We start from the raw sequence: 18712 nt of genomic DNA on the forward strand, positions 1-18712 counted from the left end.
ATGGAAGTACTTTTTGAAAAAATTGCAATTTATACAAGTGTTTTTTTGCTTTGTATTATTATTATTTATTTTTATTTAAGAAAACTTTCGAAGGAATCTAAAGTAGTTGAAACCAAAATTCAATTAGCAAAAAAGGAAGGCACTTTTGAACCGGTATCGCTGCATCCAGTGATTGATTTAAATACCTGTATAAAAAGTGGTGCTTGCATTGAAGCTTGTCCTGAAAAAGATATATTAGGCATTGTAAATGGACGCGCAACACTTGTAAATGCATCCTTATGTGTTGGTCATGGAGCTTGCTTTCATGCATGTCCAGTAGAGGCTATCAGTTTAGTTATAGGGACTGAAAAAAGAGGTGTTGACTTACCTCATGTATCTCAAGATTATGAAACCAATGTGCCTGGTATTTTTATAGCTGGTGAACTTGGTGGTATGGGCTTAATTAAAAATAGTGTGGAACAAGGAAGAGCTGCTGTGCAAAGTATGTTTCAAAAAGGAATAAAACCTCATCAGGCAAATTATGATTTAGTTATTATCGGTGCAGGACCTGCAGGAATTTCGGCTACCTTGATGGCTAAGAAACTTGGACTGAACATATTGACCCTAGAACAAGATACCCTTGGAGGAACTGTTTTTACATTTCCTCGATCTAAAATCGTTATGACCTCTCCAATGGATCTTCCACTTTATGGAAAAGTAAAACTTTTTGATACCAGTAAAACAGAATTATTAAATCTATGGGAAAAGGTGATTTCAGAAAATCAAATTGTTATTACGGAGAATACGAAGGTATCAAGTATAGAAGCTCATGAACATTTATTTACTGTAAAAACTACGGGAGGTTCTGAATTTTTAACAAAGTATGTCTTGCTAGCTATTGGAAGAAGAGGAAGTCCCCGAAAATTGAATGTTCCTGGAGAGGATTCAGAAAAAGTTGCATACCGACTTTTAGAACCAGAGAATATTATTGGTAAGAAAATATTAGTAGTGGGAGGGGGTGATTCAGCAATTGAAGCTGCATTGTCACTAGCAGAACAAAATGAGGTCATGCTTTCATATAGAAGTGAACAATTTAGCCGAATAAAAACCAAGAACAATGAGAAGATTCAGCATGCTATTTTACAAGGGAACATAAATATGCAATTCAATACTCAAATTGAAGAAATCAATAAAGATTCCGTTTTGCTAGTAAATAACCAAACAAAAGTAAAGCAAAATTTTATGAATGATCAGGTTTATATTTTTGCAGGTGGTGAATTACCTACTGAGTTCTTGCAAAAAGCAGGAATTCAGATAACAAAACGATTTGGTTATACCGTTAGAAAACATAAATAAACTGTAAATAATTTTTGTGATTTAATAATCTTAGGGATGTCTAATCTTTAAATTCTAAATTGCATGACTTTCTATTTCATCTCTTTTATTTGCGGGTTCATCCAGAAATATGTGGACTTATCAAAAATTACCGTATCTTTGTAATAACACTATTTCAAGCTTATCTATCCGTCTTAGCAGTTTCAATTATTAGGAATTTTAGTTGATATTTTTCGAATTTATTTTGAGAATATATTTTATAAATATTTTATTGATCACAATATTGGTGAATCCATATAAGATCGGTGCTCAGATTTCTCCAGGGGATCTTTCCAGGCAGCATGCCAAACTGGAGGGTGTATCCAATTGTACAAAATGTCATGAATTAGGAGAAAAGGTTTCAAATGATAAATGTCTTAGTTGTCATACAGAATTGAAACAACGAATAGATAAGAATTTAGGATACCATGTTTCTTTCGAAGTAAAAAATAAAGATTGTTCTAAATGTCATAGCGAACATCATGGTCTTAATTTTAAAATGATTCGATTTGATGAAAAAAGTTTTAAACATGGAATTACAGGATATGAATTAACTGGAGCGCATCTTAAAACAGATTGTAAAAAATGTCATCAGAAGGAAAATATTACAGATGTCGAATTACGTAAAAAAGAATATACCTATCTCGGTTTAAAGCGAGACTGTGCAGCATGTCACAAGGATGTACATCAAAATACACTCCCAAAAGATTGTTCCAAATGTCACACGACAGAATCTTTTGTGCCTGCTTCAAAATTTAATCATAACCAGGCAAAATTTCAGTTGGTTGGTAAACATAAAACAGTTGCTTGTATTGAGTGTCATAAAGTAGAAACAAAAAATAATCAGAAGTATCAATATTTTGCAAATGTAGCTTTTGACCAGTGTGGTCGATGCCACAAGGATCCACATAGCCAGCAATTAGGGATTTCATGTAAAGAATGTCATATAGAAGAAGCCTTTACGATTTTTAAAGGAATGAGCCGATTTAACCATAACAAAACAGCATTTATATTAAAAGGTAAACATAAGCAAACAGACTGTGCAAAGTGTCACAATTTGGAATTGAAACCATTGCAAATTTTTCAAGATCGAAAAGGAATTTTAAGCTCAGATTGCGTAAAATGCCATGAAGATATTCATCAAAATAAGTTTGGTACGGATTGTAAATCATGCCACAATGAAGAGAATTTTCATAATTTAGGAAAGGTTGATAAATTTGATCATAAATTAACCGATTTTGAATTAAAAGGAAAGCATATTCAAGTGGAATGTAAAGCTTGTCATAAAGCAAAACTTACAGATCCATTGCCATTTGATCGTTGTGATAAGTGTCATAAAGATTATCATGAAAAACAATTTGTAAGTACGGTTACAGGTAAAATTCCGGATTGTATTGAATGTCACACGGTAAGTGGCTTTTCAGGGTCAAGCTATTCTATTGAACTTCACAATAAGAGTCGGTTTCCGCTAGATGGTGCACACGAAGCAACACCCTGTTTTGCATGTCATAAGAAAAATGAAAAGTGGTCATTTCGAAATATAGGCGAGCAATGTATAGATTGTCATACTAATATTCACAAAGAAAGTATTGCCATTAAATATTATCCAGATAAAAAGTGTAATCATTGTCATACGACACAATCCTGGAACCAAATGCGTTTTGAGCATAATCAAACAGGCTATATTTTAGAAGGAATGCACGCAAAAACCACCTGTCGTTCTTGTCACAGTACAAATCGTGAAGAACATCCAATCGAGTTTGTTACCAAATCAAAAGATTGTACATCTTGTCATGAAAATAAACATGGTTCACAATTTGAAAAAAATGGAATTACAGATTGTATTTCTTGTCATAACTTTGAAAATTGGAAGGCCAATAGATTTGATCATAATACAACTGCTTTTATTCTAGATGGCAAACATAAAGAGGTAGCGTGCATAAAATGTCATAAAGAAATTAGTCGGGAAGGAAAAGTATTTATTCAATATAAATTTGAAAATTTCGAATGCGTAGTCTGTCATCATTAATCGGTTTGATTTTGTTGCTGGCTACTCCCATCTTTAGCCAGTCACCTCACGGAGATAATCTGAAGGTTAATTGTGCTGTTTGTCACACCCCAAATGGTTGGGAAGTTCAACTTGAGACCGTTCATTATAATCATGATTCAACACGTTTTCCATTAACAGGTCAGCATCAACAATTAGATTGTAGGCAATGTCATAGTTCCTTAATTTTTAATGAAATCAAAAGTGATTGTAATTTTTGTCATCAAGATATGCATCAATTATCTGTCGGACTGGAATGTGCTCGTTGTCATACTACTTCAAGTTGGATCGTTGATGATATTAAAGAAGTCCATTTTGAAAATGGATTTCCTTTAACAGGTGCACATGCAACTGCAGAATGCAAACAATGTCATAAATCTGCAAATTCATTAAAATTTGATCGTCTCGGCTCAGAATGCATTGGTTGCCATTTAACAGATTTTGAAACAGCCGATAATCCAAATCACAAAGGTGCTGGTTTTTCAACAAATTGTATTGAATGTCATAATCCAAACCAAAGAGGTTGGAAATCTACAAGCATTAATCATGATTTTTTTCCATTGAATCAAGGACATGATATTCAGGATTGTCGGAAATGTCATACGGATCCTGTCTATTCAAATACACCGACAGATTGTGCATCTTGTCACAATGCGGATTATAATAAAACCCAAAACCCAAATCATAAAGCAGCAAATATTTCAACTCTTTGTAGTGATTGTCATACTACACAAATAGGATGGGAACCCGCAAAATTTTTAGATCATGATGATGCCTATTTTAAGATTTATTCTGGAAAACATAAAGGTGTTTGGAAAGCATGTATTGAGTGCCATACGAACCCAGCAAACTTTTCAGATTTTTCATGTATTGTGTGCCATAAAAAAATGGAGACCGATAATGATCATAAAAAAGTTAATGGATATTTTTATGATGATCAAGCTTGCTTAGCATGCCATCCAAGTGGAAATAAGGAAGATGTTTTTGATCATAATGCTACTGCATTTCCGTTAACAGGATCGCATATTGATGTCAATTGTATTGAATGTCATAAAAATGGTTTTAAAGGAACACCTACACAATGTTCGGATTGCCATTTATCGGATTTTACCCAAACTTTAAATCCGAATCATACGAAAACAGGATTCTCCAAAGATTGTGCTAGTTGTCATACAACAGTTCCGGACTGGAAACCAGCTACCTTGGCCAATCATTCAGATTATTATCCTTTGAATGGCGCACATGCCAAAATTGTCAACGATTGTGCTAGCTGTCACAAAGGGAATTATAATCAAACACCTAATACTTGTGCGGGATGTCATATCGATGATTACAATCAAACGGTAGATCCTTCCCATAAACAATTGCAGTTTTCAAATGATTGTGCAAGTTGTCATAGTGAAACAGCCTGGATTCCATCAACATTCGATCACGATGCTGTTCATTTTCCAATTTATAGTGGTACCCATAAAGGGGAATGGAATCAATGTACAGATTGTCATGTGAATCTATCAAACTATAAAGAATTTAGTTGTATCGTTTGCCATACGAACCCAAAAACAAATGATGATCATACTTTAGTGAATGGATATTTTTATAGCAACGATGCTTGCTTTGCGTGTCACCCAATGGGAAGAAAAGATGATGCGTTTGATCATAATAGCACTTCATTTCCTTTAACGGGTGCTCATACCAGTGTTCAATGTAAAGAATGCCATGCAGGTGGATTTAAAGGTACATCTACGCAATGCATGGATTGTCATACTAAAGATTATAATTCAAGTATAAATCCACCACATAGCTCCCTGGCCATTCCCAAAGACTGTGCTTTGTGTCATACTACAGCGCCAGAATGGAAACCCGCCGGGATGCCGATTCATGATCAGTATTATCCTTTAACCGGAGCACATGCTACGATTGCAAATGATTGTGCCGTATGTCATAGAGGAGATTATACCCAAACCCCTAAAACATGTGCCGGTTGTCATACACAAGATTATGTTGCCACTTTGAATCCAAATCATACCAAACTTGGAATGTACTCAGATTGTGCAATTTGTCACACGACAAATCCAGATTGGAAACCAGCAGGTATGCCAAATCACAGTGACTTTTATGTTTTAAAAGGAGCTCATGCTGGGATTGCAAATGAATGTGCAACTTGCCATAAAGGGGATTATATAAATACTCCGAATACCTGTGCAGGATGTCACCAAACGGACTATAACAATACAAAAAATCCGCCACACAAAACCTTGCAGTTCTCAACAGATTGTGCGACCTGTCACACTGAAGCTACCTGGTCACCAGCAACATTTGATCATGATGCAGCTCATTTTCCAATCTATAGTGGAACTCATAAAGGAGAATGGAATCAATGTACAGATTGTCATACGAACCCTACCAATTATAAAGAGTTTAGTTGTACTGTTTGTCATACAAATCCAAAAGCGGATGAAGATCACAAAGGAGTTCCGGGTTATACATTTCAAAGTACAGCGTGTTTAGTTTGTCATCCAACAGGAGAAGCAAATTCAGGATTTGATCATAATACTACGCAATTTCCATTGACAGGTGCCCACACAACAGTAGCTTGTAAAGAATGTCACAGCAATGGATATAAAGGAACCACGATGGTTTGTAATGATTGTCATAAAATACAATTCCAACAAGCTAAAAATCCAAATCATCAAAGTTTAGGATTTCCAACAGAATGTGCAAGCTGCCATACAACAGCTCCTGGGTGGAAACCCGCAACGTTTGGAATCCATGATACTTATTATCCTTTAACAGGAGCTCATCAATTAATTGCAAATGATTGTGCAGCCTGTCATAAAGGAAATTATAATACGACACCAAATACTTGTGATGGTTGTCACATCAAAGATTTCCAAGCAAGTAAAAATCCGGATCACACAGCCTTAGGATTTCCAACAGAATGTGCAAGCTGTCATACGACGGTCCCAGATTGGAAACCTGCAAGTTTTGGAATCCATGATAATTATTATCCTTTAACAGGAGCTCATCAAATGATTGCAAATGATTGTGCAAAATGTCATAAAGGCAATTATAATAATACTCCAAACACCTGTGAAGGATGTCATATGAACGATTATAATGGTTCCACAAATCCGAATCATGGAGCATTAGGAATTCCAACCGATTGTGCAACATGTCATACTACAGCCCCAGATTGGAAGCCAGCAAGTTTTGGAATCCATGACAATTATTATCCGTTAACAGGAGCACATCAATTAATAGCAAATGATTGTGCTAAATGTCACCAGGGAAATTATAATAACACTCCGAATACCTGTGAAGCATGCCATATGACAGATTTTAATGCCACCAAAAATCCAAATCATGGAGCATTAGGAATTCCAACAGATTGTGCAACATGTCATACTACAGCCCCAGATTGGAAGCCAGCAAGTTTTGGAATCCATGATAATTATTATCCGTTAACGGGTGCGCATCAAATGATCGCTAATGATTGTGCTAAATGTCATAAGGGAAATTATAACACGACCCCAAATACCTGTGAAGCATGCCATATGGCAGATTATAATAGAGCTGCAAATCCAAATCATATTGCTTTAGGATTTCCAACAGATTGCGGGACTTGTCATACTACAGCCCCAAATTGGAAACCAGCTACGTTTGCAATCCATGATAATTATTATCCATTAACAGGAGCTCATTTATTAATTGCTTCAGATTGCGCAGCTTGTCATAAAGGAAATTACAAAAACACACCAAATACCTGTGAAGGATGCCATATCAAGGATTATAATTCTTCAACAAATCCGAATCATAAAGTTTTGGGACTTTCGACAGATTGCGCAAGCTGTCATACCACAGTTCCAGATTGGAAACCTGCAACATTTGCAATCCATGATATTTATTATCCATTTACAGGTGCTCATTTATTGATTGCAACCGATTGTGCAGCTTGCCATAAAGGAAATTACAACAACACTCCAAAAACTTGTGAGGGTTGCCATTTAACGGATTATAATACCAGCAAAAATCCAAACCATCCAGCATTAGGTATTCCAACAGATTGTATTATGTGTCATACAACCACTCCGGATTGGAAACCTGCTAGTTTTGACATTCACAATAATTTTTATCCATTTACAGGTGCACATATTCCGATTTCAAACGATTGTGCAGCCTGTCATAAAGGAAATTATAACAATACACCGAATACTTGTGAAGGCTGTCACATGCCAGATTATAATAGCTCAACAAATCCAAATCACAATGCAATTGGGATTCCAACAGACTGCGACATGTGTCATACCAACGTTCCAGATTGGGAACCTGCAAGTTTTCCAATACATAATCAATATTGGCCAATAGAAGGAGCTCATCTACAAATAGCAAATGATTGTGCGATTTGTCATAACGGAAACTATAATAATACTCCAAATACTTGTGAAGCTTGCCATATGGCAGATTATAACGGTACTACAAATCCGAATCATAATGCAATTGGAATTCCAACCGATTGCGATATGTGCCATACTGCAAACCCAGGATGGATGCCAGCTACTTTTCCGATACACAATCAATTTTGGCAGTTAAAAGGAGCGCATGCATTAATTGCAAATGATTGTGATGCTTGTCATAATGGCAATTATAACAATACACCGAATACTTGTTATGGCTGTCATCAAAGTGATTATAATGGGACAACAAATCCAAATCACGTTTCTGCTCAATTTCCAACAGATTGCGAATTGTGTCATAATGAAACAGCATGGATACCTTCTACTTTTAATCACGATGTGATGTATTTCCCAATTTACAGCGGAAAACATAAAGACGAGTGGAATCAATGTGTAGATTGTCACACCTCACCAGGTAATTATTCAGTTTTTGCATGCATTACATGTCACGAACATAATAAGAAATCTGAAGTAGATAAAGATCATAAAAACGTGACGGGGTATTCTTATAACAGTAACGCTTGTTATAGCTGCCATCCACAAGGAAAAAAATAATGAAACCGATTTAAGATGCGAATGCTCAACTTGAAATTGTCTCTGATTATTATTTTAATTGGCTTTTGGATTCAGTGCCAAAGTCAGAAGATGGATTCATTTTTATTGGGTAACATTTCATTTTTATCTTCCCAGCATGTTTATGTAAAATTTGAGAATACAAATACTATTAAAATTGGAGATACTTTGTTTGTTAAAAATGAAGCCCAGTTGAATCCAGCTTTAATAGTAGTAAACAGATCTTCTGTTTCCTGTGTTTGTAAGCGAATTTCAGATCATGTTTTTAAAGTTACGGATGTTTTGGTTAGCAAAGTTGCGATTTCGGAAATCAAAAAACCCTTAAAAAAAATTCTGGATACATCCATTGTAAAATCTGAAAATACAATACAAGATACAAAGCCAGCTACTCAAAATATTATAAGGAGTAAATTAAAGAAAAATTATAAAGGAAGAATTTCTGCTTCTTCGTATTCAAATTTAGGCGGCTCATATAATTCAAATACAAGGCTTAGTTATTCGTTTTCATTTAATGCTGATCAAATTAGTAATTCAAAGTTTTCTGTAGAAACCTATATTAACTTCAGACACAGAATAAATGAATGGGATGTAGTAAAGTCAAATATGTATGATGCGCTAAAAATTTATAGTCTTTCTGTTTCCTATGCATTAAGCCCTACAACCTTAATTTCATTAGGTAGAAAAATCAATTCTAATGCTTCTAGTATTGGAGTAATTGATGGAATTCAAGCTGAAAAAAAGTTGAATAAATTTTTAGTTGGTGCCTGGGTGGGTTCTAGACCTGATGATTCGGATTATCGATTGAATCCAAAATTATTCCAATATGGAGTTTATACAGGATTTAGTACGGATCCCGCTAAAGATAGAAATACGCAGAATACCTTAGCTTTTGTTGAACAAACAAATCGAGGAAATACAGATCGAAGATTTATTTATCTTCAGCATACCAGTACTGTGTTTAAAGATCTTTATCTTTTTGCATCTGGCGAAATGGATCTTTTTAGAAAAGTAAATGAAAAACCAGAGATGGTTGCAAAAATGACGAATCTCTATGTTTCATTGAGATATAGAGCATCCAGAAAGTTATCTTTTACAACGGCATATGATGCTCGATCAAATATTATTTATTATGAAACGTATGAACCAAGTTTAATTGATCGGTTATTACATGAAACAGAAACACGTCAAGGATTGCGATTTAATGTTAATTACAGACCATTCAAATTAATTAATATTGGGGTAAGTTCAAGTTTTCGATTTCAAGCAGACCAATTGAATAAAGTAAATAATTTAAATGTTTATTTAAATTGTAATCAAATACCAGGAATCAAAGTATCTACTTCTTTGACTGCAAATTTTCTTAAAACGAATTATTTAAATACCTGGCAGATAGGATGGCGATGCTCAAAGGATTTGTTTAAGGGCTTTTTGAATTTAGAATTTAATTTGCGGAGAGTAGAATATCGTTATGCTTATATTGAAAAGCCAATAACGCAAAATATGCTTGGCTTCAATTTTTCAACCAGGTTGACCCGAATGACATATTTGAGTTTATACTATGAGGGTACATTTGATGCAGCGGAGTCATATCATCGACTGGATTCCAAAATTATGTGGAGATTTTAATAATTTTATTAAATACCTCGGATTATATAATTTTATTAAAATCAATTACATCTTGTACTTTTACAATACTTTTATAATTTAAGAATCTAATATTATGTGTCAAAAGCTGTTTTTATTAATGAGTATCACGTTTAGTTTATTAGCATGTGACTCTAAACCAAAAGTGATTCAGAAAGTTTCCTCTGAAAATTCTGGTAGCCTTTCTAAAAGTCCTGAGTCGAATGAAGGCGAAACACACAAGGTTACTATTGAAGAAGTTTTGCAAGCGAAGCGCTATACATATCTAAAGGTTAAAGAAGGCGAAGAACCTTATTGGATTGCAATTGCAAAAATGGAAATTGATAAAAATGCAACATATTACTACAGTGGTGGACTTAAGATGAGAAATTTTCAAAGTACGGATTTCGATCGGGTATTTGAAGAAGTTACCTTAGTTTCAAAAATTGGTAAAACTGCAGACCTAAGCACAGGTAGTGCATTAGATCAGGCTTTTTCTAAAGTTCAAAAAGACGAGCAAACTACACTTGAAATTAAAAATGTTAAACCTGAAAAAGGTAGTATAGCTATAGCCGATTTATTTAAGAACAAAGAAAAATATGAAGGCAAGACAATTCTTGTTAAAGGTCAATGCGTAAAGATTAATCCGCAAATTATGGGTCGCAATTGGATCCATTTAAAAGATGGTTCTGGTGGAACCTTCGATCTAACGGTTACTACTCAGGAGCATATTGAACTTGGATCTGTTGTATTATTCGAAGGCAAAATTGCTTTGAATAAAGATTTCGGAGCAGGTTATTTCTTTAATATCATTATGGAAGAAGCTATTTTGAAATAACATATCAAAATTCATTCTTTAGAATTCATAAATTAGCGAATCAAAATTTATTCTTTTACATTTGATTTACTGGTATATTTTCTTTGTTTCCAAAATGCCAGTATGCTGATGAGTATTAAAGTTCCAAAAGTGTAGTACACAAAATTTGGAATTGGAACTGGATCGCCAGCTGCATATGAATGTAAACCTGAAAGATAATAATTGACTCCATAATAGGTCATTAATACGGAAGCAAATCCAAAGAGTGTAGCTAAATTAAAACTATACAAGCCTTGGATTCCAGGTATAAATCGCATATGAAGTATAAATGAATATACAAGGATGGTTACTAATGCCCATGTTTCTTTGGCATCCCATCCCCAGTAACGACCCCAGGATTCATTCGCCCAAACACCACCTAAATAAGTTCCAATACTCAACATAAACAAGCCACCAATCAATGTTTTTTCACTAACAAAAGTCATTTCTTTTATTATTCTGAAAATGCGATCCTGATTATTATTTGATAATAATATCATAAGTACAAGATTAAGCATTCCAATCAAAGCACCTAAAACTAAAAATCCATAACTCCCAGCTTCTAAAGAAACATGGATTGTAAGCCAATAGGATTTTAAAACTGGAACCAAAGGCGTAATTTCTGGATCCAGAAAACTTAAACCAGCAACCATAAGAACTACGGAAGATAGAATCGTGGTAGCACTTAATCCACCTAATGATTTTCTAGTAAAAATTAAGCCTGCAAGGATCGTCGTCCAGGCAATATAAATCATGGATTCATAACCATTACTCCAGGGCGCTCTTCCAGAAACATACCATCTTAGTCCTAAGCCGGTAGTATGAAAAAGAAAGCCAAGAATTAACATGCTAAAACAAATGGTATATGGAATTTTTAAATTGATTTTGATATTAAAAACAGAAATAAATAATAAGCTTAAAAAAATCAATCCCAAAAGTCCATACCATTTTCCTAACACAGAAAAAATATTTGTTTTATTTAGAATAAGTTCTGCTTGTACTTTTTGTTTTGAAATTAAAACTTCACCACCATTTTGTTGCTGATATTGATGAATCGTTTTCAATAATTCATTTGCTAATTGGTAGTCATTGGTATTTGCAGCTTCTTGTAAGGTGACCATATATGCAGGATAAAATTTTTTGAGGGTTTCAGAAAGTTGATCCGTGCGATGCTGGTGCTCAATATCAGTTGGAGATAACCAGGTAAAATTAGGATCCTCTGGTATAGGATATATTTTTAACAAGCCTCCTGAAAAAATCATTCCACAAATATTTACACGTTCATCCAGTTTTAGCAATTCTTTTTCATAAGTGCTTCTGTCTTTTGGCATCATATTATATGCTTTTTGCACTTCATCTTTTAATAAATATTCCCCTTTTAAATTAAAAAAATCTTTATAAGCTGTAAATGAATTTTTCGTATTCAGTAAATTTTTAATGTTATCGTTTTCACCAATTTTAAGAAAAGGAACCTTAGTCCAAATTTCCGGAAAGGAAGCCATTCCTAATAATACCTGATCGGAATTTTGACCCTGATAACTTTCTTTTCTGCTTATTTTTCTGAGCAATTCACTAGACAATGTATTTATTGGCTTAATACGACCATTCATATCTTGAACCAATACTTTTCCCCATGCATCTGCGTGGGCTTTATCAATGATCGGTAAAGAAATATCAATTTTTTGTTGCGCAGTTAGCGAAAGTGCACAAATATTCAATATGAACAATAAAGGAATCACATTTGTACTTGATCGTAATCTATTAATTTTCTCACTTAATAAAGTGAATCTGCTAATTGGACTAAATAAAGTAAATAGCATACCAAGCGTTAAAAGGATATATCCTAAGTATGAAATCCTGGTTCCCCAAGCATCATGATTTACACTGAGATATGTCCCTAATTCATCTTGATCAAAGGAAGATTGAAAAAAACGAAAACCATCGTAATCCAAAATATGATTCATAAAAATTCGATGTTCTTCTTTATGATTTGAACGGTTATCAATTAATGTTACTTCACTTGCATAGGATGAAGCGCTATTGGTGCCTGGATATCTATCCATAATAAAATCTCGTAATTTTATAGAGAATGGGATTTCCATTTGTTTAGCTCCATAAGCGAATAAAAATTCTGTATCCCCTAACTGAACTTGTTGTATTTGTCCGGGTCCGCTTGCATTTCCATAAACATAAAAACTGGTTTCCTCTCCATTTTTAGTTATGTTTAAATGCAGACCTCCTAGACTTTCTCCTTTCATTTTCCTTGAGGAAGAAGTTAATTCTAATTTTGCTTTAGGATTAAAATCTCCAATGACAAAATTGGTTTCTCCACCAGAGTATAAAGATCTTAATAATAAAGGTTGATAGGATCCTGGAATTACGGAATCCCTTTTTTGTGTGGCCATTTGCATTTGCGACAAAGCAACCGGTGTGTTAAAATAGAGTGTATCGTTTTGATATTTAATATTAATTGCTTGTGCTAATTCAGTCTTTCCAAAATTAAAAACGGTTCCTCTGAATTTTTTTGTTTCGCCAGCATGTAAATAATATTCTTCCCGACCTTGCATTCCACCAATTACAATTTTTAGAGTCGGCAAACCTGCATCATCCGTAACCATAATATGCTGTGGGTTGGGAATAAAATCCAACACTTTAAGTTCTAGAAGATCTTGTTCGATTTGATAGGTTCTTTTAAATTTATTATTTCCTAAAGAAGCAAACAAAACCTTTTCATCAATGCGGTATTTATTTCCTTTGTTATTAACTTCAAATTGGAGATAGGTTTCTGAAGATAGAAATTCGTTGGAACTTTCATTTTCTCGAATATGCATAATACCTTCAAAACTTGAGTATCGGGTTATTGCCGAACCTAAAAGAATTACAATAATCGATGCATGAAAGGTTAGAATGCTCCATTTTTTCTGTTGAATCATCCTGTATTTGAAGATATTAGCAATAATGGTGATACCAAATAATAACAACAATAATTCAAACCACCAGGATTTGAAAACGACTTTTTGAGCTGCCGATGTCCCATAATCATTTTCAATAAAAGTTGCAGCCCCAATGGCAATAGCAAATAAAATCAAATATAAACCAGCCGAGCGTGTAGAAACCAGGCCATCATAAATTTTCATTAAAAATTTCATATAATTCATTTGTGTTTACAGCGTCTTACTATGTAAGGTAAAATTAATGAAAATACCTGTAAATTAAGGATTTATCAAATAAGAATTAGCTTAAAATAACAATCATTAACAAGAAATTTAGTGCCTTTTTAACAGGAATTAAATCTGCTAACAAACTCGTTCATGCTTTATTAACTTTGCACACTCAAATAAATTATAAAGTATATGATAAGTGCAATAAATATCAGCCTGGCTTACGGTAAAAGGATCCTGTTTGACGAAGTCAATATTGGCTTTACAAAAGGGAATTGCTATGGAATTATAGGAGCTAATGGAGCTGGTAAAAGTACCTTTCTAAAAATATTGAGTGGAGAAATTTCACCAAATAAGGGGAGTGTTGAAATTAGTCCAGGAGAACGGATTGCAGTTTTGAAACAAAATCAGTTTGAATTTGATAATCATTCTTTATTGCATACCGTATTGATAGGCCATAAACGAATGTGGAAATTAATTCAAGAGCGGGAAGCCTTGTATGCGAAACCAGATTTTAGTGAAAAAGATGGGAATGTAGCTGCTCAGTTGGAAGAGGAATTTGGAGAAATCGGTGGCTATATGGCCGAAAGTGAAGCAGGATCCATGTTGAGTTCACTCGGTGTTGATGAAAATTTACATTATAACTCCATGAGTGAAGTCCCTACAAATGTAAAAGTGAGGGTTTTATTAGCACAGGCTTTATTTGGTAATCCTGATATTCTATTACTTGATGAGCCTACGAATGGATTAGATGTTGAAACCATTAATTGGTTGGAGAATTTTTTAGCAGAATATGAAAATGTTGTTATTGTAGTAAGTCACGACCGACATTTTTTGGATGCAGTTTGTACCCATGTGGCGGATGTTGATCGACAGAAAATTGCAGTTTATACAGGGAATTATAGTTTTTGGTATGAATCCAGTCAATTAGCTTCTCGTCAAATAGCAGATAAAAACAAAAAAGTAGAAGATCGTCGCAAAGAATTATTGGATTTTATTGCTCGATTTTCAGCCAATGCCTCAAAGAGTAAACAAGCCACATCAAGAAAAAAGGCATTGGAGAAGTTAAAAGTAGAAGATATACAACCTTCGTCCCGAAAATATCCAGGTATCATTTTTAAAGCCGAACGAGAAGTAGGAGATCAAATTTTAAAAGTGGAACATCTTACAGCAACTTCCTCTGAACGGAATTTATTTGGGGACATTTCATTTATTTTAAACAAAGGAGATAAAGTCGCTATTCTTGCAAAGGATCAAATGGCAGTACACCAATTTTTTGATATTTTAGCAGGAAAACAAAAAGCAGATTCAGGAAGTTTTGAATGGGGTACTACGATTTCGAAAGCATATTTACCAGTAGATATTTCAGAATTTTTTGTTGAAGATTTGCAATTAATGGATTGGTTAAGGCAATATGTCCCACCAACAATTACAGATGTAGATGAAGTTTTTTTAAGAGGATATTTAGGCAGAATGTTATTTAGCGGAGATGAAGTATTGAAAAAATGTAAAGTCCTAAGCGGAGGTGAAAAAGTTCGTGCTATGTTGAGTATGATGATGCTGCAGAGCCCTAATTTATTGCTTTTAGACGAACCAACAAATCATCTGGACCTTGAAAGTATTCAAGCATTTAATGAAAACATGATAGCCTATAATGGGATTGTTTTAATCAGTTCGCATGACCATACTTTTTTGCAAACTGTATGTAATCGGATCATAGAATTAACACCAAATGGATGTTTTGATAAGTTGATGAGCTTTGATGAATATTTAGAAAGAAAGGAAAAGTAAACAAGAATATTTTCAGGAACTGCTACTGTTCAATTTTAATTTCAATACCTTCTTTCTTTTGGGCAGAAAAACCGCGAATGGAATATGCTAATTGTAACATCGCATATCGACCTAAAACATTGCTTCTTTGTTCTTCTATATAATTTTGTTGACTGGTCCTTTGGATTCCCCGGTTTTTATTGAGCAAGTCAAATACTTTACACTGTACTTTTAGTTTATTATCCTTTAGAAACAAATGTGAAATACTGATTTCCCAAAGTGGAATTGTGATTTTTTCACTGAATTGACTTGAAGTATAGGTTTTAATTTCAAAATTTGATTTTATTGTAATTTTTTTAATTGGATTCAATGTTAAATCAGCATAAATTCCAGCTTCCCTAAAATTTTGGCTATTTATAAGGCTTTTGGAATATTGGGTTTTGTTATTCACTATTTTCCAACCAAGGATTACATCCATTTGTTCTTTGTTTCGGTTTTCTATTGAAAAATTGATGGTATATTTTTTACGAGTAGTCTCATTTTTATCAGCATTGATGAAAATAATGCCATTTGAAAATGCAGTTCCTAATTTTATACGAGCATTTATTTTTAAAGGCCTAATCGGTGTATTGAAATCTATACCACCACGAATGCTTCTTTCATAGGGCACGTTTGCAGGTTTAATCGTGCGACGAAAAATGGAGTCTACATATATGACATCCGTTATTTTGTTTTTTATATAGCTGCCACTTAAATTTGCAAATACACTGGTAAAATTGAATTGATCATATAAAAAATAGCTCGCTGTTAATAGATGATTATACTCGGGGTCCAAGTCAGGATTGCCAACATAAATATTCAAAGGATCAGAATTTATTTCAATAGGTTGTAACTGTTCGATTGCAGGTGGTTGTAGATTTGTTTCATACTCAACATTTAAGTGATTCATAGTTCCAAAGTCAAATTGGCTAAATAATGTTGGATATAAGTGGAAGTATTTTTTGCTTAAAGCTCCTTCATTTTGAGTAAGTATTTTACCATCCAGAGTATTAAATTGCATTTTTAAACCTGCAGTTAAATAATATTTATTTTTTTTCACCAGGACATTTAATCCTGCACTATTTGTTTGAAAAGTACTTTGATACTTTTTAGATTGTAGTTCATTTTTTAGTTCAAGTTTAGTACTCAGAATATCAAAGTATTCATTCTCTGTGGTATTTTGTAAGTTTGAATGGCTGGCAGTTAATTCTATATATTTTTTATAACCTATGGGCTCTGTAAAACTAACGGAACCTTCATATTGGTAATTATTTTCTGTCGATGGTTGTCTTTGAATGAGACTATCAGAAATATTTCCAATTATAAAATATTGGTTAACGGATGCTAGAAATCCATTCTTAGTATTCTTTTGTGCCATGCCAGAAAGGTTAGCTATGAATGATCTTCCTGCCTTTTTTATTTTTTTCATCCAAGTCAATGCAGTATTAAATTTATACCTATTGGATAGCCATGTGCTTTCTGTTTTGCCTGTGTTGAGGAGGTTTGATGGGTCTTGCGTGGTTTGTGTGTTCAATGAATTCTCAAGTTTTGTATTGGGATATAATCCCTGAATTCTAAAAATTAATTTTTGTGAAGAATCCAGTTTGTGTTTTATGAGTAGGTTTATACTTGGACTGCTATTGGCAGAATATTGCCTTTTATTTTCAGAGCTTGTAAAATATTCAGAATCCACTGTATTTTGTCTGATATTCATTTGCTGAAGCGTATTTGCAAAGTTTGTATAAAACAGACTTCCTGTAAATTCGGTTTTAGAACTAATATCTTTGGAATAATTAAGACCACCAGAATATGATTTTTGAATTCCAGGTATTTGACCCGTTCCTACTAAAGGAATTCCAGAACCCGTATTTATTTCAAGCTTATAGCGTCCTCCACTTCCAGACATAAAGGCACCGAGACCGCCCATAAAATCAATATATTCCTGCATCGAAAATCCCGGATCATTCAGGTTATTTGCACTGCCAATGAAGGATGCTCTGGAGCTTGTATTGAATTGGTTTAAGTTTATTTTTGCTAATCCTTTGGCATGGGTCCCGATCCCTCCCGTTGCACTTCCAAAGTAGCCATTTTTTTTATTTTCTTTGAGTTGAAGGTTAATTGTTTTTTCACTTCTTCCATCATCAACACCCGTAAATGCTGATTGATCTGATTTTTTATCAAAAACCTGGACTTTATCAATTGCATCTGCTTCAAGATTTTTAGTAGCAATGCGCGTATCTTTTCCAAAAAATTCCTTTCCATCAACCATAACATTTTCTACTGTTTCTCCATAAGCTTTTACCGTTCCATCCCGTTCCACTTCTACACCTGGAAGTTTTTTTAGTAAGTCCTCAACCAAATCACCAGCTTCTACTTTAAAAGCTGCGGTATTATATTCGATCGTATCTTTTCCATATTTTATAGGACTTACAGTTGCTCGTATTTCAAGTTCCGGTAAAATATAATTTTGTGATTGTAAGTTTATGATCCCTAAGTTTACATTCGGAATTGTGTTTTTAATTTCTACTTTAAGCCAATGCGTCTTATATCCAATGTAACTTATAGATATTAAATAACTGCCTTGATTTATTTTTTCAAAAGTAAATTTACCCATCTCATTTGTTTGTACAAACTTTAGCATGGCGGAATCGACCGGGTCTAGCAAAATTACAGATGTTTGAACTAAAGCTTGGCCCTTAGTATCTAAAATTTGACCAGATATCTGACCAGATTGTGTTTTCGCAGTCAAGGCTACCAAGAAAATCAGGATCGAGGTATACGTTTTTATGAATAGAAAATTCATATAATTTGTCATTAATTTATTTTCAATAATATA

8 protein-coding genes are annotated in these 18712 nt (G+C 33.8%); 6 read left to right on the top strand and 2 right to left on the bottom strand.

Annotated elements, in window-relative coordinates; genetic code table 11:
• From IPO86_06640 to IPO86_06660, 5 genes are all read left to right on the top strand, one after another.
• Positions 1–1335: an NAD(P)-binding domain-containing protein gene (locus IPO86_06640; GenBank protein ID MBK9727781.1), complete on the top strand. Its 1335-nt coding sequence runs from the start codon at positions 1–3 to the stop codon at positions 1333–1335.
• A 265-nt stretch (positions 1336–1600) separates the two neighbouring features.
• Positions 1601–3382 (top strand): cytochrome c family protein, encoded by a 1782-nt coding sequence (locus tag IPO86_06645; protein ID MBK9727782.1) that lies wholly within the window; start codon positions 1601–1603, stop codon positions 3380–3382.
• The gene (locus IPO86_06650) at positions 3361–8409 is read left to right on the top strand and encodes a hypothetical protein (GenBank protein ID MBK9727783.1); all 5049 of its coding nucleotides are present in this window, start codon (positions 3361–3363) and stop codon (positions 8407–8409) included. The genes IPO86_06645 and IPO86_06650 overlap by 22 nt, the downstream gene beginning before the upstream one ends.
• A 90-nt stretch (positions 8410–8499) precedes the next feature.
• A complete protein-coding gene (locus IPO86_06655) occupies positions 8500–10053 on the top strand; it encodes a hypothetical protein (GenBank protein ID MBK9727784.1) in 1554 nt (517 codons plus the stop codon).
• Positions 10054–10147: 94 nt separating this feature from the next.
• Positions 10148–10888: a hypothetical protein gene (locus IPO86_06660; protein MBK9727785.1), complete on the top strand. Its 741-nt coding sequence runs from the start codon at positions 10148–10150 to the stop codon at positions 10886–10888.
• Positions 10889–10935: 47 nt separating this feature from the next.
• Here the strand turns inward: IPO86_06660 and ccsA are convergent, their stop codons facing one another.
• Entirely contained in the window at positions 10936–14055 is a 3120-nt protein-coding gene (ccsA, locus tag IPO86_06665; protein MBK9727786.1) for a cytochrome c biogenesis protein CcsA, read from the bottom strand.
• Positions 14056–14259: 204 nt separating this feature from the next.
• Between ccsA and IPO86_06670 the strand changes: the two genes are divergently transcribed.
• The gene (locus tag IPO86_06670; GenBank protein MBK9727787.1) at positions 14260–15858 is read left to right on the top strand and encodes an ATP-binding cassette domain-containing protein; all 1599 of its coding nucleotides are present in this window, start codon (positions 14260–14262) and stop codon (positions 15856–15858) included.
• Between the two features lie 22 nt (positions 15859–15880).
• On the opposite strand, the gene IPO86_06675 is transcribed toward IPO86_06670, so the two are convergent.
• On the bottom strand, positions 15881–18679 hold the full coding sequence (locus IPO86_06675; GenBank protein ID MBK9727788.1) for a TonB-dependent receptor: 2799 nt from the start codon (positions 18677–18679) through the stop codon (positions 15881–15883).
• Positions 18680–18712: the final 33 nt, after the last annotated feature.

It is taken from the genome of Saprospiraceae bacterium, from assembly GCA_016717265.1.
Classification (GTDB): Bacteria; Bacteroidota; Bacteroidia; order Chitinophagales; family Saprospiraceae; genus Vicinibacter.